Genomic DNA, 26537 nt, shown 5'->3' on the forward strand with positions numbered 1-26537 from the left:
TTGCCACAGGCGTGCCGGTAGACGCACGCCGCAATAACCCAAGTGAACCCGATGACCACAGTATCAATTTACCGTGATGGCGAAGCCGTGCCCGTTATTCGGGCCGGCGCTCGCCCTCATCCATGGCAGCGACGAACCACGGTGGCGTTGCTGCTGAGCAACGCGCTGATGATGCTCGACGCCCACGGTGAGGCGTCGTTGCCGGCGTCGTTCGACAAAGACACGTTGCTGCAGCGCGGCATCGATCCGGCGCTGGCAACGTTGCTGATGCAGGCGCCACAGTTCACCGCCGGCCGCCATCCGGTCACGCTCACCGTCAACGGCCAGCGCCATGGCCGGGTCGACGTCACGTTCAATCGCGAAGGGGCGTTGTGCTTCGATCGCGCGCTGCTCGATGCGGCGAACCTTACGGTGCCTGCGCTGACGCTGGACGCTGGCCCGTGCCACGATTTTCTGGGCAGCGCACCGCAGACCGTCATCGAACCGGACCCGGCGAACCTGGCCCTGTCGTTGATCGTGCCCACCGACGCGATACGCCCCACGGCCCGGGATTTCTCCGGCTATCAAACCGGCGGCATTGCCGGTTTGATCAACTACGACGTCACCGGTTTGCACAGCCGTTCCGGCGACAGCACCAGCCGCTACGCCTCGGCCAACACCGAACTGGGCTTCAATGCCGGTGACTGGATCGTGCGCAGCCGTCAGGTGCAGACCTGGCAGGACGACATTTCCCGCACCACGCACATTGCGGCCTACGCCCAGCGTACTTTCGCCAGCCAGGAAGCGGTGCTGCAGGCGGGTCAGATCAACCTCTACAACCCGGTGCTCGCCGGTGCGCAGATCACCGGCGTGCAAGTGCTGAACGAGCAGGCGCTGCAAGTCGAAGGGCAAAGCGCGGTCATTGAAGGGATCGCCAACAGTCAGGCCCAGGTCGAGGTCCGCCAGAACGGTTCGCTGATCCATTCCACGGTGGTGCCGGCCGGGCCGTTCGCACTCACCAACGTGCGGCGGCTCAACACGCGCTCCGACGTGGAAGTCACGATCAAAGAGGACGATGGCAGCGAGCGCAGTTTTACCGTGCCGGCCGCAATGTTGGGGATCGGCCTGCCCGCGCCCGGTTATTCGCTGGGCGTCGGTCAGGTGCGCAGTGTCGGTGACGCGCAGGGGGGCGATCCCTGGGTCATCAGCGGCGGCTGGAGCGGTGCGCTCACCCCGCAAGTGTTGCTCAGCGCCGGCCTGACCGGCGCCGCCGACTATCGCGCGGCGGGTGGCAGCGTCGGCCTGTTGCCCTCGCCCGTGACCCAGGTGCAAGCCACGCTGACCGGCGCGGACGCCAGCGGCAAGCAAGCCAGTCAGGGGCTTCAGGCAGACCTGAGCGTCTCACATCGGTTGAACGAGCAGTGGGCGCTCAATGCCGGCAGTTCTTACCGAACCCAGGGCTACCGGGAGCTGGAAGATGCGGTATTCGCCAACACCTCCGACAACAGCCAATCCCGTTACCGCGATCAGCAAAACGCGGCCCTGTCGTGGTCGCATCCATGGCTCGGCGCTTTCAGCAGCGGCGTCAGCCGGTCCAGCTCGTTCGACGGCCAAAGCAGCAGCCGCGCCCTCGCGTCCTGGGGCACCAGCATCGCGGGCGTATCCGTCTCGGCGACCGCCGAATGGCAGGTCAGCGGTTCGAACCGCAACGATGACAGCGTCTACCTGAACCTCAGCATTCCGCTGGGCGAGAACCGCCGGGCGCGCACCTGGGTGCGCAGTTCCGCCGGCGAGTACCGCAGCGGCGTGGGCTTGAGTGAACGGGTCAACGATCAACTGGGTTACCGGGTTGGCGTCGAACACGACACCCGTGACAAACAGGTGCAGTCCACCGCCGGCGTTTCACTGTTGCCGCGCTACACCCAGCTCGATCTCAATTACACCCGCGCCGATGCCGAGCGCTCCAGCTATCAGGCCAGCGCTCGTGGCGGCGCAGTGTTGCACGGTGGCGGCGTGACGCTGTCGCCGTACCCGGTGAGCGACACCTTTGCGCTGCTTTCGGTGGGCGACATGGGTTCGATCAAAGTGTCGACGCCCAGCGGTCCGGTGTGGACCGACTGGCAAGGTCAGGCGGTGATCCCGCAAGTGACGGCTTACGGCAACAGCCCGGTGGAAGTCGACACCAAAACCCTGCCGCGCAACGCCGACATTCACAACGGGCTGGCGGTGATTTCGGCCGGTCGTGGCGCCGTCGACAACGTTGAATTCGGCATCACGCTGACCCGTCGCGCCTTGCTCAAGGCCACCACCGCCAACGGCGCGCCCCTGCCGCGCGGTGCCTCCGTGAACACCGAGGATGGCGAGTTCGTGACCCTGGTGCAGGACGGCGGCCTGGTGTTTTTGCCCAACGTCCTCGACCGCCGCGCGTTGTGGATCAGCGCGCCGGGGCTGGAGCGCTGCGAACTGCGCTTCGAACTGCCCACCGACGCAGACGCCAATGCGTACTACGAAACCGCCCCCGCCAAGTGCCGAGCCCTCTGAGGATGACTTTATGAACCTGTCGCGCTATCTGCTGCTGACCTTCGCGCCCCTGGTACTGAGCGGTTTCACGCCACTGGCCTCGGCATCCACGGACGACTGCCAGTTCAACCTGAGCCAGCCGGTGCTCGATTACGGGCTGATGAACCGAGCGATACGGCCCGATGCCGCACCGGAGCGCAACCTCGGTGAGCGCCAGCTCAGCCTGACCTTGAACTGTGCGCAGCCCATCGACATGAGCCTGTTCTACCGGGCGATGGCCGCAACCGCCGAACGCTTTCACTTCGCCGAACGCGGCAGCTATCGGATGCGTATTCGGGATGCCGTGCTCGATGGCCAATCGGTCGAGATCGGGTTGATTGCCGGGGTCGGTCAGCCGCCCGCCGAAACGGCCTCGAACCTGATCTGGCGACCGAAGCACGGGGTCGTCCCGGTGCAGGCCGGCGTGCCGGTACAGGGGCGCAGTTTCTCGGCGCAGCTTGAGCTGACGGCCTGGGTTCAAGAGCAAGGCATGCAAGTGCGTGACGCGGTGACCTGGGAAGCCTTCGGGGCGTTCGATGCCGTTGGCGCCGGACGCACCCGCGAGGCGACCCTGCGCGCCCGCTTCGCTCCGGCGGCCTGCGAGCCGGTGCTGTCCAACGGCGGCGTGGTCGACTTCGGCACCCTGTCGAGAAAGGACCTGCATGCAGACAAGGACACACGTCTGCCGCCCAGGTCGTTGACGTTGATGGTCGGCTGCGACGCGCCGGCGTCCTTCGCCTTGGTCATGCATGACAACCGCTCGGGTTCGGCGACGCTCGACAGCGAGATCGACTACGGCCTGGGCAAGGACAGCCGCGGCAACAGGATTGGCCGTTTTTCACTGCGCGTGGACCCGGCCACCGCCAATGCCGACGGCTTCGCCCGCCTCTATCGAACCGACTCCAACACCGCCGGCATGGCCTGGAGCACCGGCAGCGCCAGCCCGGTCGCCATCGGCAAAAGCCGCTACCTGGCGTTTACCGACAACGCCGGCAGCGGCGCCGGCCCGGTGCTGATCCAGAACCTCAGCACCACGGTGACCGTCGACGCCGTCATCGCCCCCACCAACAGCCTGGACCTGAGCAGCGCCATCAATCTCGATGGCGCGGGAACGATCGAGATTATTTACCTGTAACACCCAACCCGATCCTGCTGGATCCGGGGCGCACTTGAGCGTCTCGGGGCAGACAGGGCACAACCTGAGAAGTGAGTAAACAATGATTAAAAAGTACTTTGCAGCACTCTCCGCCACTGCGCTGATTGGCGTTGCACCTTATGCACTGGCGGCTTCGAGCACTGATTTGACGGTGACTGGCATTATCACGCCGTCGTCGTGTACGCCGTCGCTTTCCGGTGGCGGGATTATCGATTATGGCAAGATTTCTGCCAAAGACTTGAATCAGGACAAAACCACGACACTGCCTTGGGAGACATTGCAGCTCACCGTGAACTGTGACGCAGCGATCCCGTTCAGGCTGTTACCGACCGATAACAGGTCCGGCACGATTGGTGGTGACAGCAATTTCGGTCTGGGCTTTATCAATGGTGACCAGAAGCTTGGCGGTTACGTTGTACGCATCAGGACTCCAATTGCAGATGGTGTTGCCGTACAACCGTTGTCGTCCGCTACCAATGGAAATACCTGGTCCGCTAGCACTTCTGTGGAGCCCAACCGGCTTTCGGCATTCGGCGCTGTAGGGGGCCCGACCACGCCGATTGCCATCAAGGATCTGCAGACAGACCTTAGGGTATCGACTCAAATTGCCCGCGCCGACTCACTGGACCTGACCAACGAAGTCGCTCTCGACGGCTCGGCCACCATTTCCATCGTCTACCCATAAACCCGTAGCCCGACCTTGCCCGAGGTCCTGCTTCGGGCAAGGACTGATTCCGCTCACCCCACACAGCGAAACCTGTCCCATGAAAAAGATTCCACACGCGCTGACGATGGCGATCATCGTCCTGACTTCACCACTCACCTTCGCCTCGTCGACAGACCTGACAGTCACAGGCGTTATCACGCCGTCGTCGTGTACGCCGTCGCTTTCCGGTGGCGGGATTGTCGATTATGGCAAGATTTCTGCCAAAGACTTGAATCAGGACAAAGCCACGACACTGCCTTGGGAGACATTGCAGCTCACCGTGAACTGTGACGCAGCGATCCCGTTCAGGCTGTTACCGACCGATAACAGGTCCGGCACGATTGGTGGTGACAGCAATTTCGGTCTGGGCTTTATCAATGGTGACCAGAAGCTTGGCGGTTACGTTGTACGCATCAGGACTCCAATTGCAGATGGTGTTGCCGTACAACCGTTGTCGTCCGCTACCAATGGAAATACCTGGTCCGCTAGCACTTCTGTGGAGCCCAACCGGCTTTCGGCATTCGGCGCTGTAGGGGGCCCGACCACGCCGATTGCCATCAAGGATCTGCAGACAGACCTTAGGGTATCGACTCAAATTGCCCGCGCCGACTCACTGGACCTGACCAACGAAGTCGCTCTCGACGGCTCGGCCACCATTTCCATCGTCTACCCATAAACCCGTAGCCCGACCTTGCCCGAGGTCCTGCTTCGGGCAAGGACTGATTCCGCTCACCCCACACAGCGAAACCTGTCCCATGAAAAAGATTCCACACGCGCTGACGATGGCGATCATCGCCCTGACGTCGCCACTCGCCTTCGCCTCGTCGACAGACCTGACGGTCACAGGCCTCATCACCCCGAACGCCTGCACGCCGACACTGGCCGACGGCGGCAACATCGACATCGGCAAAGTCCCTGTAAAGAACCTCAATCCAATCGCAAACACGGAAGTAGGCAACCACTACATGGCGTTCAACGTGAACTGCGATGCACCGGTCCTGTTCGCCGTGAAGTCCATCGACAATAGACCCGATACGAACATAGCTTCCCCTCTTTTTTTTGGCGTGGGACTGACCCCCGCGAATGAAAAGCTTGGCTACTTCTGGCCATATATCGCCAACCTGCAAGCTGACGGTCTGAATGCGGCCGCCATTCAATCGACGGATGGCGGAGAAAGCTGGACCCGCGCCACCACCATCAATTCGAATGAGCTTCTGGCAACAAGCATTATCGGCAACACCACACCCATTGCAGTAAAGGATCTCGCGATGCTGCTGTGGATCAATACCTACATTGCTCGCGCCGACAGCCTGACCCTGAACGACGAAGTGCCCATCGATGGCTCCATGACGCTTGAAATCAAGTACCTCCCCTGAGTCAACGCACTGAGCCGGTCGAATGCCGGTTTCGGTAAAAAAGACCGGTTCAACGCCAACCGGGGCCTGACACAGGCTGAACAAATTCCACGAAATGGACATTCACAAATGAAGCACTACTTTGCCGTACTTGCGACAACCCTGGTCATCAGCGCCACCCAACACACTTGGGCGGCGTCCACCGTTGACCTGAGCGTCAAAGGCACCATCACCCCCCTCGCCTGCACCCCGATACTGTCCAACAACGGCCTCGTCGACTACGGAAAAATCTCCCGGCAGGACCTCAGCGTCGACAAACGCACGCGACTGCGCGACCAGACGCTCGACCTCAACATTCAGTGCAATGCGCCCGCGCGTTTTGCCCTGTTGATGCGCGACAACCGCGACGGCTCGGCCATCGTCAACAGCGAGATTTACTACGGTCTTAACCACGATCACAGCCAAAATAAAATCGGCTTGTATTCGCTGAACTTCGATCCGGCCAGCACCGTGGTGGACGACCTGACGCAGGTTTATCGAACCGACTCCACCACCGGCGGCGTGGCCTGGAGTTCATCGAACAGTCGTCCCATTCCGATCGGTGCCAAAAGCTACCTGGGGTTTACCGACGTGGCCGGCAGCAGTGTCGGCCCGATTGCCATTCAAAACCTCACAAGTCGAGTGATCGTCGAAACCATCATCGCGCCCACCTCCGAACTGGACCTGAGCACCGAGGTGCAGCTCGACGGCTCGGCGACCCTGGACGTTGTTTACCTGTAGTCAGACCTTTTCGCTGACCACCTGCACGTACAACGAACGCCCGGCACCGAGGCCGGCAAGGATGGCGCCGAGGCCAATCACGCCGAAGATCCAGCCTATGGCGTTCCAGCCGCCGGTCCAGTCGTGCACGATGCCCACCGCGAACGGTCCCATGGACGCCAGGGTGTAACCGAAACCCTGGGCCATGCTCGACAGGTTGGCCGCCACGTGCGAGTCCCGCGAGCGCAACACGATCAGGGTCAACGCCAGGCTGAACGTACCGCCCTGCCCCAGACCGAGCAGAATCGCCCAGCCCCACAGGCCTTCGATCGGCGCGTAGAGGCAACCGAACAGACCGCCGAGGGTCAGCGCCATGACGATCACGATTGCCAGGCGCTGATCCTTGCCGCGCGTGGCCAGCCATGGAGCGGCCAATGAACTGGCGAGTTGAATGAGCACCGAACCCGACAGCACCAGGCCGGCCTGGGTCGGCGTCAGGCCGCGACCGATCAGGATCGATGGCAACCAGCCGAACACAATGTAGGCCAGGGAGGATTGCAGGCCCATGTACAAGGTCACTTGCCACGCCAACGGGTCACGCAACAAACCGCGCACCCGGTAGGCCACGTTGTGCGCGCCGTGTTTCTGCCCGACTTGCGGCAACCAGAAAATCGCCGCTGCCAGCGCAGGAATCACCCAGAAGCCGAGGCCCAGCGCCCAGCTTTTGTCGAAGTGCTCGCTCAATGGCACGGTCGCGCCTGCTGCCATGGCCGCGCCCAGACACAACGCCATGGTGTAGACGCCGGTCATGGTCCCGGCGTGCTTGGCGAAGTCGCGTTTGACGATGCCAGGCAACAGAACGCCGATCACGCCGATACTCGCGCCGGCCAACACGCTGCCGGCAAACAGGCCGATTTCACCGAACGAACTGCGCAGAATGATCCCCCCGGCCAACGTCAGCAGAATGCCCAACACCACGCGTTCCGCGCCGAAACGTCGCGCCAGAATTGGCGCCAACGGCGCAAACAGGCCGAGGCACAGCACCGGCAAGGTCGTCAGCAAACCGGCCTGCGCCGCCGACAGGCCGAGGCTTTTCGAGACCTCGCTGAGCATCGGCGCCATGCTCGACAGCGCCGGACGCAGGTTCAGCGCCACCAGAATCAGGCCCAGTAACAATAACCACGGGCGGCGCAGGATCGGGTGACTTTGCTGGACCGCTTCGTCATCGGCCTCGGCGTCGATCAGCAGCTCTTCAAGCTCCGCCGTGCGTTTGGCTTCGTTGATGTGGCTGTTGCGGCTGGACATGGCGTTCTCGGTTTCAAGGTTCATTGATCAACTGCCTCGACAAGGCTTTGGCGCGTTCCGGGTCGCGTTGTTCGACGGCATCGAGCAGGTCGACATGCAGGTCGAACACTGCCTGGCGACGAGGCGTGATGCTCAAGGTCTGGCGCAGTTGTGCGCCGACGACGCTGGAGAAGTAGCGATACAGCTCGCTGAGGGTGGGGTTGTGCGCGGCGTCTACCAGGCGACGGTGGAACACCAGATCGCAGGCGATGTAGCTGTCGAGATCGCCGTGGTAGTGATCGCCGCTGATGTTGAGTGCCTGGCGTAATTCGATGAGGTCTTCGTCGGTCCTGCGGATCGCGGCAAGGCCGATGGCCTCGACTTCAAGGATGTGCCGTGTTTCCCGCGCCTGTTCGAGGGAGCAGCGCGACAGCGCTTTCAGGGTGTCCAGCGGATCGATCACCGCCCGCAGGTAACTGCCGTCACCTTGGCGTATTTCGATCAAACCGGAAAACGCCAACACGCGCATGGCTTCGCGCACGGTGTTGCGGCTGATGCCCAGTTCTGCCGACAGCTCCGGCTCGGTGGGCAGGCGTTGGCCGACGGTCCAGACGCCTTCGGTGATGCGCAAGCGCAACTGGTCCAAAGCCTGATCGACCAGGGATCGCTTAACTAATGGAGACATTTCTGACATAGGATTCGCCCTTTCATCCAATCATAGGATGAATTTTCGGACATGTTAGTCAGCTTAGTCCGGCAGGGCAAACGGTGGTGGGTTTCGGCGGGCGAAAAAAAAACCCGGAACAGCGTCCGGGTTTTTTTCATTGCCTGGCTTCGATCAATGCAGGATCTGGCTCAGGAACAGTTTGGTGCGGTCGTTCTGCGGGTTATCGAAGAAGTCGTTCGGCGCAGCCTGTTCGACGATCTCGCCCTTGTCCATGAAGATCACGCGGTTGGCCACGGTGCGGGCGAAGCCCATTTCGTGGGTCACGCAGAGCATGGTCATGCCGTCTTCGGCCAGGCCGATCATGGTGTCGAGAACTTCCTTCACCATCTCCGGGTCGAGCGCTGAAGTCGGTTCGTCGAACAGCATGATTTTCGGTTTCATGCACAGGGCACGGGCAATCGCCACACGCTGCTGCTGACCGCCGGACAATTGCCCCGGGAATTTATGCGCCTGCTCCGGAATGCGGACGCGTTCCAGGTAATGCATGGCAATTTCTTCGGCCTTGCGCTTGGGCATCTTGCGTACCCACATCGGTGCCAGGGTGCAGTTCTGCAGGATGGTCAGGTGCGGGAACAGGTTGAAGTGCTGGAACACCATGCCGACTTCGCGGCGGACCGTTTCGATCTGCTTGAGGTCGTTGGTCAGTTCCACGCCATCGACCACGATCCGGCCCTGCTGGTGTTCTTCCAGACGGTTGAGGCAACGGATCGTGGTGGATTTGCCGGAACCCGACGGGCCGCACAGGACGATACGCTCGCCCTGTTTAACGTTCAGGTTGATGTCTTTCAACACGTGGAACTGGCCGTACCACTTGTTCACGCCCTGCATCTGAATAATGCCTTCAGGGCTCACAGGCTTTTTGATTGCTTCGCTCATTACAGAACTCCTAACGCTTGTGGCCAGTGTCGAGCTTGCGTTCCAGATGCATGGAATAGCGCGACATACCAAAACAGAAAATCCAGAACACCAGGGCCGCAAACACATAGCCTTCAGTGGCCATGCCCAACCATTTCGGGTCGGCGGCGGCTTGTTTGACGCTGTTGAGCAAGTCGAACAGGCCGATGATGATCACCAGGCTCGTGTCCTTGAACAGCGCAATGAAGGTGTTGACGATGCCCGGGATCACCATCTTCAGGGCTTGCGGCAGAATCACCAGGCCCATGCTGCGCCAGTAACCGAGGCCCATCGCCGCAGCCGCTTCGTACTGACCTTTTGGAATCGCTTGCAGACCGCCCCGCACCACTTCGGCGACGTAGGCCGACTGGAACAGGATCACGCCGATCAGCGCCCGCAGCAGTTTGTCGAAGTTCATGCCTTCAGGCAGGAACAACGGCAGCATCACCGAGGACATGAACAGCACCGTGATCAACGGCACGCCGCGCCAGAATTCGATGAAGGTCACGCAGACCACACGAATCGCCGGCATGTTCGAACGACGGCCCAGGGCCAGGACGATACCCAGCGGCAACGCACCGGCAATACCGACGGTGGCGATCACCAGAGTCAGCATCAGGCCACCCCACTGGCTGGTCGCCACTTGGGTCAGGCCGAACACGCCGCCATGCAACAGGCACCAGGCAATGATCGGGTACAACACCAGGAAGCTCAGCCCGTACACCGCTTTACGCGGGAAGCGCGAGATGAACAACGGCGCCACGCCGATCACCGCCAGCCACACGGTCAGGTCTACGCGCCAGCGCAGGTCCGCCGGGTAGTAGCCGTACATGAACTGGCCGAATCGCTGCTGGATGAACACCCAGCAGGCGCCTTCCTTGGTGCAGTCGGCGCGGGTAGTGCCGACCCAGTTGGCGTCGATGATCGCCCATTCCAGAATCGGTGGAACCACCAGGTAAATCAGGTAGAACGCGAACAGGGTCAGCAGGGTGTTGAGCCAGCTGGAGAACATGTTCGCGCGCATCCACGCCATCGGCCCGAAGACTTTGCTTGGTGGCGGCATGTCAGGTTTGAAAGTATGAGTACTCATGCGCTTTTCCTTACCGCTCGATCAGCGCAATGCGCTTGTTGTACCAGTTCATCAGCAGGGAAATGCTGATACTGATCGCCAGGTACACGCTCATGGTGATGGCAATGACTTCGATCGCCTGCCCGGTCTGGTTCAGCACCGTACCGGCAAACAACGAGACCATTTCCGGATAACCGATACCGGCCGCCAGCGAGGAGTTTTTCGCCAGGTTCAGGTATTGGCTGGTCAGCGGTGGAATGATCACGCGCAGGGCTTGCGGGATGATCACCTTGCGCAGGGTCGGACCGTTGCGCAGGCCCAGCGAGTGTGCCGCTTCGGTCTGGCCGTGGCTGACCGACTTGATGCCCGAACGCACGATCTCGGCGATGAACGCCGCGGTGTACACGGTCAGGGCCAGGGTCAGCGCCAGCAGTTCCGGGATCAGCACCCAGCCACCGACGAAGTTGAAACCTTGCAGCTTGGGCATTTCCCAGTGCACGGGCGCACCGAAGATCAGCGCACACAGCGCCGGGATCACCAGGAACAACGCCAGGCCGGTCCAGAACTTGTGGAACGGAACGCCGGTGGCTTCGAAACGCTTGTTGGCCCAGCGGCACATCAGCACGATGGCGACGATGGCCACGACGACGCTGACCACAAACGGCCAGAAACCGTCCGCCGCCAAAGCGGCCGGCATGTTCAGGCCGCGGCTGCTGACGAAGAAGGTGTCGCCGAAGTTATGGCTGTTGCGTGGCCCTGGCATGGTCAGGAACACCGCGAAGTACCAGAACAGGATTTGCAGCAGCGGCGGAATGTTGCGGAAGACTTCCACATAAACAGTCGCCAGCTTGGCGATGATCCAGTTCTTCGACAGCCGTGACACGCCGACGATGAACCCGAGGATCGTCGCCAGGATCACGCCGATGAAAGTCACCAGCAGCGTGTTGAGCAGGCCGATGACAAACACCCGGGCATAGCTGTCCGATTCGGTATAGTCGATCAGGGTTTGAGCGATGCCGAAACCGGCACTGCGCTCCAGAAAGCTGAAACCGGAGGTGATGCCCCGGTGTTCAAGGTTGGTCTGCGTGTTGTCGAACAGATACCAGCCCATCGAGACCACCGCCACAATGGTGATGATCTGAAATAGCCACGCACGCACTTTGGGATCGCTGAGGCTGAGCCTCTGCTTTGGTGCGCCGATTGAATTTTGCATGAAGTGCCCCGGATGTAATGGAACAGAACATCACCCGGCGGTTGGCCCACCGGGTGATAGAACCATCAGCGCACTGGTGGTGCGTATTGAATGCCGCCGTTGTTCCACAGAGCGTTCAGCCCGCGGTCAATTTCCAGAGGAGTGCTCTTGCCGAGGTTCTTCTCGAACACTTCGCCATAGTTACCCACTTGCTTGACGATCTGGACGACCCAGTCTTTCTTCACTTTCAGGTCTTTGCCGTATTCACCGTCGGTACCCAGCAGACGTGCAACGTCCGGGTTCTTGGTGCCCTTGGCTTCGGCTTCAACGTTTTTCGAGGTCACGCCTGCTTCTTCAGCGTTGAGCATGGCGTAGCCAACCCAGCGCACGATAGCCAGCCACTCGTCATCGCCGTTACGCACGACCGGGCCCAGCGGTTCCTTGGAAATGGTTTCCGGCAGAACCACGTAGTCCTTCGGCGAAGCCAGCTTGCTGCGCTGGGCAAACAGTTGGGACTTGTCGGAAGTCAGTACGTCGCAACGACCCGATTCCAGCGACTTGGCGCTTTCATCGGAGGTGTCGAAAGTGATCGGGGTGTATTTCAGACCGTTGCCACGGAAGTAGTCGGAAACGTTCAGCTCGGTGGTGGTGCCGGCCTGGATGCAGATGGTCGCGCCGTCCAGTTCCTTGGCGCTCTTGACGCCGAGTTTGTTGTTAACCAGGAAGCCGATGCCGTCGTAGTAAGTGATGAAGCCTGGGAATTTCAGACCCATGCCCGAGTCACGGGAGCTGGTCATGGTGGTGTTGCGCGACAGGATGTCGATTTCGCCGGACTGCAGCGCGGTGAAGCGCTCCTTGGCGTTCAACTGACTGAACTTGACCTTGGTCGCGTCGCCAAAGACGGCAGCGGCGACAGCACGGCAGTAGTCAGCATCGATACCAACGATCTTGCCAGTGGAATCCGGAACCGAAAAACCAGGCAGGCCATCACTGACGCCGCACTGTACGAAACCTTTCTTCTGCACTGCATCCAGGGTTGCACCCGCCTGAGCGAACCCGCTGACACCGAGTACTGCGGCTGCAGTCACGATGGCCAGGGTGGATTTCAACATCTTCATTCAAACCTCCAGTTTTGCTCTTGTTGTGTCGGAGCTTGAGTCCAGTCGCACCCTTATGAGGCGTAGTCGACCCGTGTTGGCTTTTTTTAGGGTCAACCGACGTAGGACCTGCGCTATGAGTCTAGTAGGAGAAAATCCAAATCATGGATCACTCACTTCTCACCAATCGGCCGAACGGGCTGTAGCCCTTTCACGTTCGCGAAGCCCGTAGCGGCCACTGGCGAACATCCATCACCGGATTTTTTGCTATCCCACCACGAACAATGGCCTGATAGTGTTACCGACAGGCGTGGGATTTTCGTACAGGCTTTCCTATAGCAAAGCCCGTACCAGACCGCTAGCCAAAGCACTTAAGGGACAGGTCAATAGCAAAACTTGTAGCCTTGCGACATCTTCGTAACTGATCAACCCGATACGCACTCACATCACGCACTCAATGAGAGCGCACGCACACAATTGGAGCAGCCATGACCGAGCCCTTGATTCTTCAACCCGTCAAGCCCGCAGATGCCTGCGTTATCTGGCTGCACGGCCTGGGCGCCGACCGTTACGACTTCCTGCCCGTGGCCGAAGCGCTGCAGGAAAGCCTGCTGACCACCCGCTTCGTCCTGCCTCAGGCTCCGACCCGTGCGGTGACCATTAATGGTGGTTACGAGATGCCGAGCTGGTACGACATTCTGGCCATGAGCCCGGCGCGGGCGATCAGCCGCGAGCAGCTGGAAGAGTCGGCGCAAAGGGTGATTGATTTGATCGAAGAGCAGCGCGCGGGCGGAATAGACGCCTCGCGGATTTTCCTGGCAGGTTTTTCCCAGGGCGGCGCCGTGGTATTCCACACCGCGTTTGTGAAATGGCAAGGAGCATTGGGCGGCGTACTTGCCCTCTCGACTTATGCACCGACCTTCAACGATCAACTGCAACTCTCCGCGAGCCAACAGCGTATTCCGGTGCTGTCCCTGCACGGCCAGTACGATGACGTGGTGCAGAACTCGATGGGTCGCACCGCTTATGAGTATTTAAAGCAGCATGGTGTCACCGTGACATGGCAGGAATACCCAATGGGTCACGAAGTGTTACCCGAGGAAATTCGCGACATCGACGTCTGGCTCGCTGAACGCTTGCGTTAACGGTCCGGCGAAAAACAGCCCATTGATCCATCCCCCTACGCCGCGCCCGATTCTTGCATTACACTGGCCGCCGTATATTCCTTAATCAATTGATGAGATGACCGTGCTCAAAGCACTCAAGAAAATGTTCGGTAAAAGCGAGACTGAGCAGCTCGCGCCAGTCTCCAGCGCTCCGTCTCACGCCCCCAGCCACCGCACCGACGGTAATCAGTCTGGCCGGACCGCCCCCGTAGCGGCACCGAAACAAGAGCCTGTCGCGGCACCGGCCCTCCCGCCTGTTGAAGAGGCGGCCCCAGAACAACCGCGCAGCGAAGCGCCGAAACCGGCAAAACCGCGTCGCGAACCCAAGCCAAAGGCGCCGGTCATTCCCTGGAAACTCGAAGACTTCGTCGTCGAACCCCAGGAAGGCAAAACCCGATTCCACGATTTCAAACTCGCCCCGGAACTGATGCACGCCATCCAGGACCTCGGCTTCCCGTATTGCACGCCGATCCAGGCTCAGGTGCTGGGCTTCACCCTCGCCGGCAAAGACGCCATCGGGCGCGCCCAGACCGGTACCGGCAAAACCGCCGCGTTCCTGATTTCGATCATCACCCAATTGCTGCAAACCCCGCCGCCGAAAGAGCGCTACATGGGCGAGCCACGGGCGCTGATCATCGCGCCGACCCGTGAGTTGGTGGTGCAGATCGCTAAAGACGCCGCCGACCTGACCAAGTACACCGGCCTCAACGTCATGACGTTTGTCGGCGGCATGGACTTCGACAAGCAGCTCAAGCACCTCGAAGCGCGTCATTGCGACATCCTCGTCGCAACCCCGGGCCGCTTGCTCGACTTCAACCAGCGCGGCGACGTGCACCTGGACATGGTCGAAGTCATGGTCCTGGACGAAGCCGACCGCATGCTCGACATGGGCTTCATCCCGCAAGTGCGTCAAATCATTCGCCAGACGCCGCCGAAGAACGAGCGTCAGACGCTGCTGTTCTCCGCGACCTTCACCGAAGACGTGATGAACCTCGCCAAGCAATGGACCACCGACCCGTCGATCGTCGAGATCGAGTCGCAGAACGTGGCCAGCGAAAACGTCGAGCAGCACATCTACGCGGTGGCCGGCGCCGACAAGTACAAACTGCTCTACAACCTGGTCAACGACAACGGTTGGGAGCGGGTGATGGTCTTCGCCAACCGCAAGGATGAAGTGCGGCGCATCGAAGAACGCCTGGTACGCGATGGCGTCAACGCCGCGCAATTGTCCGGCGATGTGCCGCAACACAAGCGCATCAAGACGCTTGAGGGCTTTCGCGAAGGCAAGATCCGCGTGCTGGTGGCCACCGATGTCGCCGGTCGCGGCATTCACATCGACGGCATCAGCCACGTGATCAACTTCACCCTGCCGGAAGTGCCGGATGACTACGTGCACCGTATCGGTCGTACCGGTCGTGCCGGCGCCGACGGTGTGTCGATCAGTTTTGCCGGGGAAGACGACTCCTACCAGCTACCGTCCATCGAGGCGCTGCTGGGTCGCAAGATCAGCTGTGAAACGCCACCGACGCATCTGTTGCGGGCGGTTGAGCGCAAGCGTCCGTAACTCGGGCCTTACCGAAAGAGGCGCAGCCGGCAACGGACTGCGCTTTTTTTTCGCCCGGGATATTGCTCGCGATAACTAAAAGTCCATAATAGACAAATTAGTTTACTTCCAGCTCCCGGAGCCGACCATGTCCAGCACGCCTTATGTAATCACCCAACCCCAGGCCCGCGAACTGCTGGCACAGGTCGACGTTCCGCAGATCCTGCGCAAGCTGTTCCGCGACCTGGCCGCCGGGCAGGCTGTGCAGCCGGCGCAGCAACTGGTGGAATTCCCCAAGGGGGCAGGCGACTTCATCAACTACCTGGGTGTGCTGGCCGAAGACGGAGTTTACGGGGTGAAGACGTCGCCCTACATCGTGCGCGAACAAGGCCCGCTAGTGACTGCGTGGACCTTGCTGATGTCGATGCAGACCGGCCAGCCGCTGCTGCTGTGCGATGCCGGTGAACTGACCGTTGCGCGCACCGCAGCAGCGACCGCCGTTGCGGTGGACGCCCTCGCGCCGCTTGAAGCCCGACGCCTGGCGATCATCGGCAGCGGCAAAGTGGCCCAGGCGCACCTGCATTACGTGAAGAACCTGCGGGACTGGCAAAGCATCAGCCTCTACTCACAAGGCCTGAACGATCTGAGTCCAGACGCACTGGCTCAGCTCAAAGGTCTCGACCCACGCCTGACCCTGGTCGACAGTTGTGAAGCAGCCCTTCAGGAAGCCGATGTGATCATGCTGTGCACGTCGTCAGCAGGGCCAGTGATGAATCCGGCAACCCTGAGCAAACCAGCGTTGATAACCTCCATCAGTACCAACGCACCGCGCGCCCACGAAGTGCCGCCGCAGAGCCTCAACGACATGCACGTCTTCTGCGATTATCGTCTGACCACGCCAGGCTCGGCGGGCGAAATGCTGATTGCCGGCGAACAGCATGGTTGGGACAGGAACGCGATCGTCGGCGACTTGCCGGATTTGATCAGCGAAAAGGTCCAGCGCCCCGATTACGACCGCCACGTATTCTTCCGCTCGATCGGCCTGGGCCTGGAAGACATCGCGGTGGCTAACGCCATCTACCGCCTGCACCCCTGATATTTAACTCCCTGTGGGAGCGAGCCTGCTCGCGATTACGGTTGAACATTCAACATTGATGTCGACTGACCCAACGCTATCGCGAGCAAGCTCGCTCCCACAGGGGACTTCCGCAATTTTGGCATTTACGCTCGACAGGAGACGTTCATGAGCCAGGCAGACTTCATCATCATCGGCGGCGGGATCGCCGGCGCTTCCACCGGTTTCTGGCTGTCGCAGCACGCCCGAGTGATCGTACTCGAACGCGAATCCCATCCGGCCTATCACTCCACCGGACGCTCGGCTGCGCTGTTCACCGCTGCGTATGGAACACCGCAAGTCCGGGCACTGACCCAGGCCAGCCGCGATTTCTTCGACGCCCCGCCCGCCGGTTTCTGCGAACACCCGCTGCTGACCCCGCGCGGCGAAATGACCGTGGACTTCACCGGCGACCCGGACGAACTCAACAATCAATACCTGAGCGCCAAAGCCACGGTGCCGGAAATGCAACTGCTCAGCGCCGATGAAGCCTGCCTGCGCCTGCCGATCCTGCGCCGGGAAAAAGTTCATGGCGCGATCTACGATCCGACCGCCAGCGACATCGACACCGACGCCTTGCATCAGGGTTACCTGCGCGGTATCCGACGCAATAAAAGTGAAGTGCATACCGACACGGAAGTCCTGAGCCTGACCCGCGACGGCGAAGGCATGTGGCAGGTCCAGACCAACAGCCAGACCTTCAGCGCCCCGGTCATCATCAACGCCGCCGGCGCCTGGGCAGACAAGATCGGCGAACTGGCCGGCGCCAGGCCGCTGGGTCTGCAACCCAAGCGCCGTGCGGCGTTCATCTTCGCCGGACCGGAAGGCGTGGACATCCACCATTGGCCGATGCTGGTCAGCCTCGATGAATCGTTCTACATGAAGCCCGACGCCGGCATGTTCCTCGGCTCACCGGCCAACGCCGACCCGGTTGAACCGCACGACGTGCAACCCGAAGAACTCGACATCGCCATGGGTATCTATCAGATCGAAGAAGCCACCACCCTGACCATCCGCCGTCCGACCCGCACCTGGGCCGGCCTGCGCAGCTTCGTGGCTGACGGCGATTTGCTGTCCGGCTTCGATCTGCAGGTGCCAGGGCTGTTCTGGGTTGCGGCGCAAGGCGGCTACGGCATCCAGACCTCGCCCGCCATGGGCCAGGCCAGCGCCGCGCTGGTACGCGGTGAAGCACTGCCCGAGCAACTCACGCGCTTCGGCCTGGATGCCGGGATGCTCTCCCCCGCTCGCCTGGGCTGATCCACGTGCTCAGGTGACGTGTCGACACGATTACGGCAAACTTCCAGCGCCCTTTTTGCAGGGCGCTGACGCTGCCTGGAGCTCCATTGTATGAACGCACCTGTTAAAGACCCGGCCCTGGACAACTTCCGCGCGATTGCCGATGCCATCGCCACGTTGTTCTTTCCCCACGCCGAGGTGGTGCTGCACGATCTGCGCACGCAAAAGATCGATTACATCGCCAATAACCTGTCGAAGCGGGAAGTCGGTGACGATGCCGCGCTGGAAGACATGCTCAGCGATGACATCAGCGAACGGAACATCGGCCCGTACGAAAAGTTGAATTGGGATGGTCAGAAGATTCGCAGCCTGAGCAGCGTGCTGCGCGACAGCGACGGTCATCCGCTGGCGGTGCTGTGCATCAACCTGAACATTTCACTGTTCGAAAATGCCAAGGCCGCGCTGGACTTGTTCCTGTCGCCGAACAAATTGATCCCGCAACCGGACTCACTGTTCCGCGATGACTGGCAGGAGCGGATCAACACCTTCCTCCACGGCTGGCTGCGCGAACGCCAGCTGAGCCTGAACCTGCTGACCCGCGACCACAAACGCGAACTGGTGCTGGCCTTGCACGCCGAAGGCGCCTTCAAAGGCAAAAGCGCCTCCAACTATGTGGCCAACGTGCTGAACATGGGACGGGCGACGGTATACAAGCATTTGAAGGAATTGAAGGGCTGAAAGCCCCGTGTTTTGCCGGCGATGGCGAATTTGAGTACGCCATCGCCGGCAAGCCGGGCGTCTGCGATCAGCGATTATTCAAGCGCTGAAGCCGGGCCGAAGAACTCGTAGCGGCTTTGCTTCTCCGGTACACCCAAGGCTTTGAGGTGACGCTTCACCGCCGCCATGAAACCTTTAGGCCCGAGGAAGTACGCATCCAGATCGCGCTGTTGCGGCAACCACTCGCCCAGTTGTTCCTGACTCAACAACCCGACCTTGTGCGCTGCCGGGCTGACGCCGTCATCTTCGTCGTAGCAATAGAAGCGCTTGAGTTGCGGGTGACGTTCGGCCAATCCATCGATCCAGTCGCGGAAAGCGTGAACACTGCCATTGCGTGCGCAGTGGATAAAATGCACCGGCCGCTGGGTTTCCAGCGCCGCCTCGAGCATGGCCAGGGTCGGGGTGATGCCTACGCCGCCGCTGATCAGCACCAACGGTTTGTCGCTGTCGGTCAGGGTGAATTCGCCCGACGGCGGGAACAGCTGAATGCTGGAACCTACATGCAGTTGATCGTGCAGATGGTTCGAGGCGCGGCCACCGTCTTCACGCTTGACGCTGATGCGGTACTGGCCTTTGTTCGCCAAGGCTGACAGCGAATAGTTACGACGAATTTCTTCGCCATCGAGGATCAGTTTCATGCCGATGTACTGGCCAGGCTCTGCGGCGAGGATCGGACCTTTGTCCGCCGGCTCGAAGTAGAACGAGGTGATTTCCGCGCTTTCCTCGACCTTAGCCGCGACGATGAATTCCCGCGCTCCGCGCCAGCCGCCCGGCGCCTGTTCTTTTTGGTCGTAGATGCTGGTTTCGGCGCCGATCAGGATCTCGGCCAGTTGACCGTAAGCGGCGCCCCAGGCGCTCATCACTTCCGGCGTGGCGATCTCGTCACCCAGCACTTCGGAAATCGCCCGCAACAGGCAGGTGCCAACAATCGGATAGTGTTCCGGAAGGATTTGCAGGGCCACGTGTTTGTTGATGATCTTGGCCACCAGGTCGCCCAACTGGTCGAGCTGATCGATATGGCGCGCGTACATCAACACGCCGTTTGCCAGGGCGCGGGGTTGATCACCGCTGGCCTGGTGAGCCTGGTTGAACAGCGGGCGGACTTCCGGGTATTCGGAGAGCATCATGCGGTAGAAATGCGTGATCAATGCTTCGCCGCCGCTTTCCAGCAACGGTACAGTGGATTTGACGATTGCACGGTCTTGAACGCTGAGCATAAGGTGACTCCTGAGCTACTTGGTTTTCTAATTGATTGCTCTCTCCTTATCAGTTTCCGTGCCAGCTATTTAATCGTTATAAATCAACATGTTAAAAACATCATAGTCATAACGACACGGCCTGACTTATAGTCATCTCGACTACATGGAGTCACTATGACTGCAAAATCCTTGCTCACCACATTGCTTCCCCTGGTCTCGGACCTGTCCCGCGAACTCCCCGAGGGCGAGCGCTATCGGCGCCTGCTCGAAGCCATGCGCGCCCTGCTCCCCTGCGATGCCGCCGCACTGTTGCGCCTCGATGGCGACTGGCTGGTGCCGCTGGCCGTCGACGGGTTGAGCACCGACACCCTCGGCCGACGCTTCAAGGTCAGCGAACACCCGCGTTTCGAAGCGCTGCTGAGCAGCCCCGGGCCGACCCGTTTTGCCGCCGACAGCGACCTGCCCGACCCTTACGACGGCTTGGTCGATGGCCTCCATGAACACCTGGAAGTCCACGATTGCATGGGCTGCCCGCTGTTTATCGACGAGCGCCCGTGGGGTTTGCTGACCCTGGACGCCCTCGACCCGGAACGTTTCGAACCGATCGAACTGGACGCCCTGCAGGCCTTCGCCAGCCTCGCCGCCGCCACGGTCAATGCCGCCGAGCGCATCGAGCGGCTGGCCAATCGTGTCGAAGACGAACATCAGCGCGCCGAGGTGTACCGACAGGCCAGCGGCCAGCAGAACCGCGAGATGATCGGCCAGAGCAAGGCGCACAAACGTTTGGTGGAGGAAGTCAGCCTGGTCGGCGGCAGCGACCTGACCGTGCTGATTACCGGTGAAACCGGGGTCGGCAAAGAACTGGTGGCCCAGGCGATTCACGCCGCCTCGCCCCGGGCCGACAAGCCGATCATCAGCCTCAACTGCGCCGCGCTGCCGGACACGCTGGTGGAAAGCGAATTGTTCGGCCATGTGCGCGGCGCCTTTACCGGGGCGACCAGCGATCGTCGCGGCAAATTCGAACTGGCCAATGGCGGCACACTGTTTCTCGATGAAGTCGGCGAACTGTCGCTGACGGTGCAGGCCAAATTGCTACGGGTTTTGCAAAGCGGTCAATTGCAGCGGCTGGGCTCGGACAAGGAGCATCAGGTCGACGTGCGACTCATCGCCGCGACCAACCGTGATCTGGCCGAGGAAGTGCGCAGCGGCCGCTATCGCGCCGATTTCTACCATCGCTTGAGCGTTTACCCGCTATTGGTGCCGGCCCTGCGGGATCGCGGGCGGGATGTGCTGCTGCTCAGCGGTTTCTTCCTTGAGCAGAACCGTTCGCGCATGGGCCTCAACAGCCTGCGCCTCAACAGTGACGCTCAAACGGCGTTGCTGGCGTATGACTGGCCGGGCAATGTTCGGGAACTGGAGCACTTGATTGGCCGGAGCGCGCTGAAAGCGCTGGGTAACTGCAAGGAACGGCCGAAGATTCTCAGCCTGAGTGCGGCGGACCTGGATTTGCCCAATGGCCGTGTTGAAGCGGCGGCCGAACAACCGGTCGCGGCTCCGCTGGCGTTGGTGTCGGGGGATTTGCGTGAGGCGACTGAACATTACCAACGGCAATTGATCAGCGCTTGCCTGGAACGGCACCACGATAATTGGGCGAGCGCGGCGCGTGAGCTAGGCTTGGATCGGGCGAATCTCGGGCGGATGGCCAAGCGATTGGGTTTGAAGTGATGACCCATCGCGAGCAGCCTCGTTCCCGCAGTGGATTTGTGAACGGCACAGATCAAATGTGGGAGCGAGCCTGCTCGCGATATCGTCCTACCATTCAACCGATTTTCTAAAGCCTGCCCCCATCAAGTCGATAACCCGGCATCGATAGCTTTTGGCGACTTTTCATTCGCCCATCACCTTTTTCCACAGAAGGTTTTTATGTCCTCCACCAAAGCCCGCGCAGACTCACTTTCGCTTCTGCTGTTTACCTTGCGCAGCGGCAAGCTGATGGCGATCAACCTGCTCAAAGTCAGTGAAATCATCCCCTGCCCGCCGCTGACCAAGCTGCCGGAGTCGCACCCTCACGTCAAAGGCATCGCCACCCTGCGCGGCGCGTCGTTGTCGGTGATCGACCTCAGCCGAGCGATCGGCGAGCGGCCGCTGGAAGACCCGAACGGTGGCTGCCTGATCGTCACCGACGTCAGCCGCTCCAAACAGGGCCTGCACGTTCAGGCCGTGAGCAAGATCGTCCATTGCCTGACCACCGACATCCGTCCGCCGCCCTTCGGCTCCGGCGGTGTGCGTTCCTACATCACCGGCGTGACCTCGGTGGACGGCACGCTGGTGCAGGTGCTGGACATCGAAAAGGTCATCCACGGGATCGCCCCGGCGCAGATCGAAACGGCCCCGACCGAACTGAGCATGGAAGACGCCGAAGTACTCGGTAACGCGCGCATCCTGGTGGTCGACGACAGCCAGGTGGCCCTGCAGCAATCGGTGCACACCCTGCGCAACCTCGGCCTGCAATGCCATACCGCACGCAGCGCCAAGGAAGCCATTGATTGCCTGCTGGACCTGCAAGGCACCGCCCAGCAGATCAACCTGATTGTTTCGGACATCGAAATGTCGGAGATGGACGGCTACGCCTTCACCCGCACCCTGCGCGAAACCCCGGATTTTTCGCACCTGTACGTGCTGCTGCACACCTCGCTGGACAGCGCGATGAACAGCGAAAAAGCGCGTCTGGCCGGCGCCAACGCGGTACTGACCAAGTTCTCTTCACCGGAGCTGACCAAGTGCCTGATCGAAGCGGCCAAAGCGGTCGCCGAACAAGGTCACTGAGTGTGGACGAAGCATTCTGCTTGCTGATGCGGCGCAACCTGGCGGAGGTTGTGCCCGCTATCACTTGGCCTCCGGGAATTGTCCTGCACGAATACCGGCAAGAATGGGCAGAAGCCGTTCATCGTTTGATGGAACTGGGGTATCTGGAGGGGGGCGGTCGCGTGCCGACGCTGGATGTCTGGCAACAGCGGTTCGAGACCGACCCTGAATACGATCCCTCCCTGTGCTTCATCGCGCAGGATGCCGACGGTATCGTTGGCGTGTGCCAGTGCTGGACCAGCGCCTACATCAAGAATCTGGTGGTGCACCCGCGAGCTCAGGGTCGGGGTTTGGGCCGGGCGTTGTTGTTGAATGCATTCAAAGTGTTTCAGCAGCGTCGCGAAGGTTTTGTGGATTTGAAGGTATTGGAAGACAACCTTCGGGCACAGCGGTTGTATGAAAGTTGCGGGATGACGGTGGTCCGCCGCGAGCCGGTTCCAGCCTGATACACCGCCATCGCGGGCAAGCCACGCTCCCACAGGATGTGTGTCGTTCGCAAAAGACGAATACGACACACAACCGGTGGGAGCGGGCTTGCCCGCGAAGAGGTCGACACATTCCACCTCCTACCATCAGGCATACTCGGCCCACATACGCCCAAGGATGCCTGATCAATGAAAGCCACCACCCTCACCTTCCTCTGCCTCACCGCCCTCGCTTCTCAAGCCCAAGCCTCCAGCCCTGACGCCTGGGCCGCCTTCGACAAAGCCGTGCTCGCCAGTTGCACCAAGGCCAGCGGCCTGACGGACGCCTTCCCCGTAGGCAAAGCCGCGCAGTTCGATGACCGGGTCGAATACACAGCCATTCTGCTGCAAGGCCGCTACCCGCAAAAACACATGAAAGGCCAGCAAGGCACCGAGCTGTGCCTCTACAACAAAAAAAGCAAAACCGCCTACGTGACCGAATGGGACTCCATCCGCACACCGGCCAAATCCAAATGAATGGCGCATAACTTGCTTCAGAGCAGACCTTCGCGGTGGCATTCTGTCGCCATATCCGGCCCTGATAGGCGACTGATCCTTCGATGAATACACCGTTTTCCTGCGTAGGTTGTGGCAAATGCTGCAATGACCATCACGTCCCCCTGACCCTGGCGGAAGCGCGGATGTGGGCGGCCGACGGCGGTCAGGTGATCGTGCTGGTGGAAGGTTTCCTCGGCAATGGCCTCGGCCTGCCGGTGCAGCAACGCGAACATGCCGAACGGCGTTCGGTAGCGGTTCAAAGCGGCACCTGCGAGGCGCACGTGGCCATCACGTTTGCGGCTTACAACGTCGGCCCCTGCCGTAATCTTGACGAAGACAACCTCTGCCGCATCTACGAACGCCGGCCGCTGGTTTGTCGCATCTATCCGATGGAAATCAATCCGCACATTCCCCTCAATCCGGCGATCAAGGAATGCCCGCCCGAATCCTGGGAAAAAGGCCCCGACCTGATCATTGGCGGTGAACTGGTCGATCAGCAGCTCGCAGGACTTATCCAGCGCTCCCGTCAGGCGGATCGCGATGATATCCGCAGCAAAGATGCGATTTGTGCGTCACTGGGGATTCGCGTCACAGCCCTGAAGGGCGATGGATTCACCGCCTACCTGCCGGACATGAGCGCGTTCGCCACGGCCATCGATCAGGTGACGCAACAACAGCTGCCTGGACCGGGCAGTGCCTGGCAGTTCCACGTTTCGGGTGACGATATCGCCGGGCAAGTGCTGGCGGCCGGTGCGCAAGTGGCCACCGAGGCGCCGCTCAACTATGCGTTCATTTCGCTGCGGGCGGCTTAGCGACGTGTTCGCCAGAACTCTTGCGCCAACAACCGCAAGTCCCCCGCCAGCCCCGCCACATCGGTGGAATTCGCCTGGCTTTGCTGCCCTTCACTGACCGTGACCTCGCAGGCTGAGCGGATGCCGATGATATTGCGGTTGATGTCTTCGCTGACCGTGCTCTGCTCTTCCACCGCCGAAGCGATTTGCAGGCTCATTTGCGTGATCTGATTGACCCGCCGACTGATCGCTTCCAGCGCGTCGGCGGCACGTCGGGCCTGCTCGACGCTGTTGTCCACCTGTTCACTGCTTTGTTGCATCACCACCACCGCGTCGCGCGTGCTGTTTTGCAGGGTGCTGATCATGCGCTGAATCTCGTTGGTCGACTGCTGAGTGCGCTGGGCCAGGCCACGGACTTCATCGGCCACCACCGCAAAACCGCGCCCGGCATCCCCGGCACGCGCCGCTTCAATGGCCGCGTTAAGGGCCAGCAGATTGGTTTGTTCGGCGATGCTGCGAATCACGTCCAGCACGCCAGTAATCTCGCTGCTGTGCCCCTCCAGTTGATGAATCACCTCAGTGGCGCTGGCCAGTTCCTCGGCCAGACGCAGCACCGCATGGCGACTCTCACTCACCAACCGATGACCTTCACGGGTTTCGCTGCCGGCCAGGTCGGCCGCCTGAGACGCCTGCTGCGCATGGCCGGCAACCTCGGCCACGCTGGCAGACATCTGATTAATCGCCGCCGCCACCTGATCGGTTTCAGCCTGTTGGGCCAGCGTACTGTTGTGGCTGCCTTGCAGGTGCTCGACCAGTTCCGCCGCATGCCCGGCCAGGCGCTGCGATGCATCGCCGATGCGTCCCACCACCGCGCCGACCTGCGCTTCGAGCATCTGCAAGGCAAACTCGATCTGGCCGAACTGATCGCGACGACCGGTGTAGACAACCTGACTCAACGGATTATCGGCAATCTGCCGGGCGCGCTCGGTCAACGCCTTCAGCGGGCGCAACATCAATGCTGTTCCGAGCGCCGCCAAACCACTGCCCACGACAAACGCCAGTGCGCCGAAAACCGCTGACGAAGGGTTCAACCACGCTTCGATGCCCACCACACAGGCCAATGTTGCGCTGAACAGTGCCATCATCTTGAAACCCGGACCGAGCACGGGCCACCGCTGCCACAGCGATGTGCGATCACTGCGAAGCTGTGTGTAGGCTTTATCCGCGGCTTCGATCTGCCGTGCCGAGGGCTTGGTCCGGACCGACTGATACTCCACGGTTTTACCGTTCTGCGTCACCGGCGTGGCATACGCGCTGACCCAATAATGATCGCCATTCTTGCAGCGATTTTTGACCAGTCCCATCCACGAACGGCCGCTTTTGAGGGTCTGCCACATGTGCGCGAAAGCCGCCGCCGGCATGTCCGGATGACGCAGCAAGTTGTGCGGCGAGCCCAGTAACTCCTCACGGCTGTAACCGCAGATGTTGATGAAATCGTCGTTGGCGTAGGTAATCGCGCTGGTCAGATCAGTGGTCGAGAGGATGTTCGCATCAGCCGCAACGTCGACATTACGGCCGGTCACCGGGAGGTTGATCTTCATGGAAAGCGCGCTCGTTGGATGGAAAGAGTCGGCAGGGCTGCTGACTCTAAGCGCACTGATTCCACAAACGTTGATCTGGCTCAGGATATGAGCACTTAGCCATCACCGCGGTTGAAAACCGCAGCCGATGGCCGAGGGTGGCAGGATGGGACTCAGCGTTTGCCCATCGAACGACGGGTGCCGGGCGGCGCTGCGCCGGGAGTCTTGGTGTGGCCGTTCTTGGCGCCATTCTTGTACCAGGGCTGGCTGGCAGACTTTGCCGCGGCCAGTTCACCCGGTTTGAACGGGAACTTGAACGCCGGGATCGCGGCTTTGGTTTCGCTGTCTGCGCTGGAGTCGACGCTGTCTGGCAGGTCTGCCTGGTCGTCGCTCAAAGCGTCGGCAACCGGCGGTTGTGTCGGGGAAGTCATGAAAGCTCCGGGTGATGCAAAAGTGTCGGGCCCGGTCAGCGAGCCGCGAAAGACGGCAGTATACCTGTGTCGGCGATTGCAGCACGCGAGTCCGTC

General features: G+C 60.9%; 25 protein-coding genes and 1 pseudogene. 16 read left to right on the forward strand and 10 right to left on the reverse strand.

Annotated features, from left to right (window positions below):
- Positions 1-51 precede the first annotated feature (51 nt).
- The 6 genes from Q7W83_RS22925 to Q7W83_RS22950 all read left to right on the forward strand — a co-directional run bounded on the left by Q7W83_RS22925 (position 52) and on the right by Q7W83_RS22950 (position 6535).
- On the forward strand, positions 52-2520 hold the full coding sequence (locus Q7W83_RS22925; RefSeq protein WP_473657136.1) for a fimbria/pilus outer membrane usher protein: 2469 nt from the start codon (positions 52-54) through the stop codon (positions 2518-2520).
- A 10-nt stretch (positions 2521-2530) separates the two neighbouring features.
- Positions 2531-3673, forward strand: coding sequence for a DUF1120 domain-containing protein (locus tag Q7W83_RS22930; protein ID WP_473657138.1), 1143 nt, complete (start codon positions 2531-2533; stop codon positions 3671-3673).
- 82 nt (positions 3674-3755) lie between these two features.
- Positions 3756-4379, forward strand: coding sequence for a DUF1120 domain-containing protein (locus Q7W83_RS22935; RefSeq protein WP_473657140.1), 624 nt, complete (start codon positions 3756-3758; stop codon positions 4377-4379).
- A gap of 79 nt (positions 4380-4458) precedes the next feature.
- Positions 4459-5076, forward strand: coding sequence for a DUF1120 domain-containing protein (locus Q7W83_RS22940; RefSeq protein WP_473657143.1), 618 nt, complete (start codon positions 4459-4461; stop codon positions 5074-5076).
- Positions 5077-5155: 79 nt separating this feature from the next.
- Entirely contained in the window at positions 5156-5776 is a 621-nt protein-coding gene (locus Q7W83_RS22945) for a DUF1120 domain-containing protein (protein WP_473657145.1), read from the forward strand.
- Between the two features lie 108 nt (positions 5777-5884).
- Complete coding sequence (locus Q7W83_RS22950) at positions 5885-6535, forward strand: DUF1120 domain-containing protein (RefSeq protein WP_150633428.1); 651 nt, start codon at positions 5885-5887, stop codon at positions 6533-6535.
- On the opposite strand, the gene Q7W83_RS22955 is transcribed toward Q7W83_RS22950, so the two are convergent.
- The 6 genes from Q7W83_RS22955 to Q7W83_RS22980 form a co-directional block, all read right to left on the reverse strand.
- A complete protein-coding gene (locus tag Q7W83_RS22955; RefSeq protein WP_150633429.1) occupies positions 6536-7843 on the reverse strand; it encodes a CynX/NimT family MFS transporter in 1308 nt (435 codons plus the stop codon).
- Complete coding sequence (locus tag Q7W83_RS22960; protein WP_150633430.1) at positions 7833-8492, reverse strand: FadR/GntR family transcriptional regulator; 660 nt, start codon at positions 8490-8492, stop codon at positions 7833-7835. Before Q7W83_RS22960 ends, Q7W83_RS22955 begins: the two co-directional genes overlap by 11 nt.
- Before the next feature lie 144 nt (positions 8493-8636).
- Positions 8637-9401, reverse strand: a complete 765-nt coding sequence (locus Q7W83_RS22965) for an amino acid ABC transporter ATP-binding protein (RefSeq protein WP_150639652.1) — start codon at positions 9399-9401, stop codon at positions 8637-8639.
- 10 nt (positions 9402-9411) lie between these two features.
- Positions 9412-10509 carry an amino acid ABC transporter permease gene (locus Q7W83_RS22970; RefSeq protein WP_473657147.1) on the reverse strand — a complete coding sequence of 366 codons (1098 nt, stop codon included), beginning with the start codon at positions 10507-10509 and terminating at the stop codon, positions 9412-9414.
- A 10-nt stretch (positions 10510-10519) separates the two neighbouring features.
- Entirely contained in the window at positions 10520-11701 is a 1182-nt protein-coding gene (locus Q7W83_RS22975; protein ID WP_458377059.1) for an amino acid ABC transporter permease, read from the reverse strand.
- A 65-nt stretch (positions 11702-11766) separates the two neighbouring features.
- The gene (locus tag Q7W83_RS22980; RefSeq protein ID WP_017340659.1) at positions 11767-12798 is read right to left on the reverse strand and encodes an amino acid ABC transporter substrate-binding protein; all 1032 of its coding nucleotides are present in this window, start codon (positions 12796-12798) and stop codon (positions 11767-11769) included.
- A 467-nt stretch (positions 12799-13265) separates the two neighbouring features.
- Here Q7W83_RS22980 and Q7W83_RS22985 point away from each other — a divergent pair, with 467 nt between their 5' ends.
- The 5 genes from Q7W83_RS22985 (at position 13266) to Q7W83_RS23005 (ending at position 18574) form a co-directional block, all read left to right on the forward strand.
- A complete protein-coding gene (locus tag Q7W83_RS22985; protein ID WP_150633433.1) occupies positions 13266-13922 on the forward strand; it encodes an alpha/beta hydrolase in 657 nt (218 codons plus the stop codon).
- 97 nt (positions 13923-14019) lie between these two features.
- On the forward strand, positions 14020-15507 hold the full coding sequence (rhlB, locus tag Q7W83_RS22990) for an ATP-dependent RNA helicase RhlB (protein WP_150633434.1): 1488 nt from the start codon (positions 14020-14022) through the stop codon (positions 15505-15507).
- A gap of 127 nt (positions 15508-15634) precedes the next feature.
- Positions 15635-16582, forward strand: a complete 948-nt coding sequence (locus Q7W83_RS22995) for an ornithine cyclodeaminase family protein (protein WP_150633435.1) — start codon at positions 15635-15637, stop codon at positions 16580-16582.
- A 147-nt stretch (positions 16583-16729) separates the two neighbouring features.
- Positions 16730-17857 (forward strand): NAD(P)/FAD-dependent oxidoreductase, encoded by a 1128-nt coding sequence (locus tag Q7W83_RS23000; RefSeq protein WP_150633436.1) that lies wholly within the window; start codon positions 16730-16732, stop codon positions 17855-17857.
- 90 nt (positions 17858-17947) lie between these two features.
- The gene (locus Q7W83_RS23005; RefSeq protein WP_150633437.1) at positions 17948-18574 is read left to right on the forward strand and encodes a helix-turn-helix transcriptional regulator; all 627 of its coding nucleotides are present in this window, start codon (positions 17948-17950) and stop codon (positions 18572-18574) included.
- A gap of 74 nt (positions 18575-18648) precedes the next feature.
- Here the strand turns inward: Q7W83_RS23005 and hmpA are convergent, their stop codons facing one another.
- Complete coding sequence (hmpA, locus tag Q7W83_RS23010) at positions 18649-19830, reverse strand: NO-inducible flavohemoprotein (RefSeq protein WP_150639648.1); 1182 nt, start codon at positions 19828-19830, stop codon at positions 18649-18651.
- A gap of 156 nt (positions 19831-19986) precedes the next feature.
- Here hmpA and norR point away from each other — a divergent pair, with 156 nt between their 5' ends.
- The 5 genes from norR to Q7W83_RS23035 all read left to right on the forward strand — a co-directional run bounded on the left by norR (position 19987) and on the right by Q7W83_RS23035 (position 24451).
- Positions 19987-21537: a nitric oxide reductase transcriptional regulator NorR gene (gene norR, locus Q7W83_RS23015; protein WP_150633439.1), complete on the forward strand. Its 1551-nt coding sequence runs from the start codon at positions 19987-19989 to the stop codon at positions 21535-21537.
- 198 nt (positions 21538-21735) lie between these two features.
- On the forward strand, positions 21736-22638 hold the full coding sequence (locus Q7W83_RS23020; protein WP_150633440.1) for a chemotaxis protein CheV: 903 nt from the start codon (positions 21736-21738) through the stop codon (positions 22636-22638).
- A 26-nt stretch (positions 22639-22664) separates the two neighbouring features.
- The gene (locus tag Q7W83_RS23025; protein WP_150633470.1) at positions 22665-23123 is read left to right on the forward strand and encodes a GNAT family N-acetyltransferase; all 459 of its coding nucleotides are present in this window, start codon (positions 22665-22667) and stop codon (positions 23121-23123) included.
- 168 nt (positions 23124-23291) lie between these two features.
- Positions 23292-23618 (forward strand): hypothetical protein, encoded by a 327-nt coding sequence (locus Q7W83_RS23030; protein ID WP_150639647.1) that lies wholly within the window; start codon positions 23292-23294, stop codon positions 23616-23618.
- Positions 23619-23701: 83 nt separating this feature from the next.
- The gene (locus Q7W83_RS23035) at positions 23702-24451 is read left to right on the forward strand and encodes a YkgJ family cysteine cluster protein (RefSeq protein WP_150639646.1); all 750 of its coding nucleotides are present in this window, start codon (positions 23702-23704) and stop codon (positions 24449-24451) included.
- On the opposite strand, the gene Q7W83_RS23040 is transcribed toward Q7W83_RS23035, so the two are convergent.
- The 3 genes and pseudogenes from Q7W83_RS23040 to Q7W83_RS23050 all read right to left on the reverse strand — a co-directional run bounded on the left by Q7W83_RS23040 (position 24448) and on the right by Q7W83_RS23050 (position 26441).
- Complete coding sequence (locus Q7W83_RS23040; protein WP_412071064.1) at positions 24448-25491, reverse strand: methyl-accepting chemotaxis protein; 1044 nt, start codon at positions 25489-25491, stop codon at positions 24448-24450. The two genes, Q7W83_RS23035 and Q7W83_RS23040, sit on opposite strands and share 4 nt — an antisense overlap.
- Positions 25492-25749: 258 nt before the next feature.
- Positions 25750-26031, reverse strand: a pseudogene (locus Q7W83_RS23045) (PAS domain-containing protein); the annotation flags it as partial.
- A gap of 152 nt (positions 26032-26183) precedes the next feature.
- Positions 26184-26441, reverse strand: a complete 258-nt coding sequence (locus Q7W83_RS23050; RefSeq protein WP_150633444.1) for a hypothetical protein — start codon at positions 26439-26441, stop codon at positions 26184-26186.
- Between the last annotated feature and the right edge of the window lie 96 nt (positions 26442-26537).

Source organism: Pseudomonas sp. 300, assembly GCF_055803035.1.

Coding starts and splice junctions, on each gene's coding strand:
- Q7W83_RS22925 (WP_473657136.1), top strand. CDS start 52: ATGACCACAGTATCAATTTACCGTGATGGCGAAGCCGTGCCCGTTATT.
- Q7W83_RS22930 (WP_473657138.1), top strand. CDS start 2,531: ATGAACCTGTCGCGCTATCTGCTGCTGACCTTCGCGCCCCTGGTACTG.
- Q7W83_RS22935 (WP_473657140.1), top strand. CDS start 3,756: ATGATTAAAAAGTACTTTGCAGCACTCTCCGCCACTGCGCTGATTGGC.
- Q7W83_RS22940 (WP_473657143.1), top strand. CDS start 4,459: ATGAAAAAGATTCCACACGCGCTGACGATGGCGATCATCGTCCTGACT.
- Q7W83_RS22945 (WP_473657145.1), top strand. CDS start 5,156: ATGAAAAAGATTCCACACGCGCTGACGATGGCGATCATCGCCCTGACG.
- Q7W83_RS22950 (WP_150633428.1), top strand. CDS start 5,885: ATGAAGCACTACTTTGCCGTACTTGCGACAACCCTGGTCATCAGCGCC.
- Q7W83_RS22955 (WP_150633429.1), bottom strand. CDS start 7,843: ATGAACCTTGAAACCGAGAACGCCATGTCCAGCCGCAACAGCCACATC.
- Q7W83_RS22960 (WP_150633430.1), bottom strand. CDS start 8,492: ATGTCAGAAATGTCTCCATTAGTTAAGCGATCCCTGGTCGATCAGGCT.
- Q7W83_RS22965 (WP_150639652.1), bottom strand. CDS start 9,401: ATGAGCGAAGCAATCAAAAAGCCTGTGAGCCCTGAAGGCATTATTCAG.
- Q7W83_RS22970 (WP_473657147.1), bottom strand. CDS start 10,509: ATGAGTACTCATACTTTCAAACCTGACATGCCGCCACCAAGCAAAGTC.
- Q7W83_RS22975 (WP_458377059.1), bottom strand. CDS start 11,701: ATGCAAAATTCAATCGGCGCACCAAAGCAGAGGCTCAGCCTCAGCGAT.
- Q7W83_RS22980 (WP_017340659.1), bottom strand. CDS start 12,798: ATGAAGATGTTGAAATCCACCCTGGCCATCGTGACTGCAGCCGCAGTA.
- Q7W83_RS22985 (WP_150633433.1), top strand. CDS start 13,266: ATGACCGAGCCCTTGATTCTTCAACCCGTCAAGCCCGCAGATGCCTGC.
- rhlB (WP_150633434.1), top strand. CDS start 14,020: ATGACCGTGCTCAAAGCACTCAAGAAAATGTTCGGTAAAAGCGAGACT.
- Q7W83_RS22995 (WP_150633435.1), top strand. CDS start 15,635: ATGTCCAGCACGCCTTATGTAATCACCCAACCCCAGGCCCGCGAACTG.
- Q7W83_RS23000 (WP_150633436.1), top strand. CDS start 16,730: ATGAGCCAGGCAGACTTCATCATCATCGGCGGCGGGATCGCCGGCGCT.
- Q7W83_RS23005 (WP_150633437.1), top strand. CDS start 17,948: ATGAACGCACCTGTTAAAGACCCGGCCCTGGACAACTTCCGCGCGATT.
- hmpA (WP_150639648.1), bottom strand. CDS start 19,830: ATGCTCAGCGTTCAAGACCGTGCAATCGTCAAATCCACTGTACCGTTG.
- norR (WP_150633439.1), top strand. CDS start 19,987: ATGACTGCAAAATCCTTGCTCACCACATTGCTTCCCCTGGTCTCGGAC.
- Q7W83_RS23020 (WP_150633440.1), top strand. CDS start 21,736: ATGTCCTCCACCAAAGCCCGCGCAGACTCACTTTCGCTTCTGCTGTTT.
- Q7W83_RS23025 (WP_150633470.1), top strand. CDS start 22,665: ATGCGGCGCAACCTGGCGGAGGTTGTGCCCGCTATCACTTGGCCTCCG.
- Q7W83_RS23030 (WP_150639647.1), top strand. CDS start 23,292: ATGAAAGCCACCACCCTCACCTTCCTCTGCCTCACCGCCCTCGCTTCT.
- Q7W83_RS23035 (WP_150639646.1), top strand. CDS start 23,702: ATGAATACACCGTTTTCCTGCGTAGGTTGTGGCAAATGCTGCAATGAC.
- Q7W83_RS23050 (WP_150633444.1), bottom strand. CDS start 26,441: ATGACTTCCCCGACACAACCGCCGGTTGCCGACGCTTTGAGCGACGAC.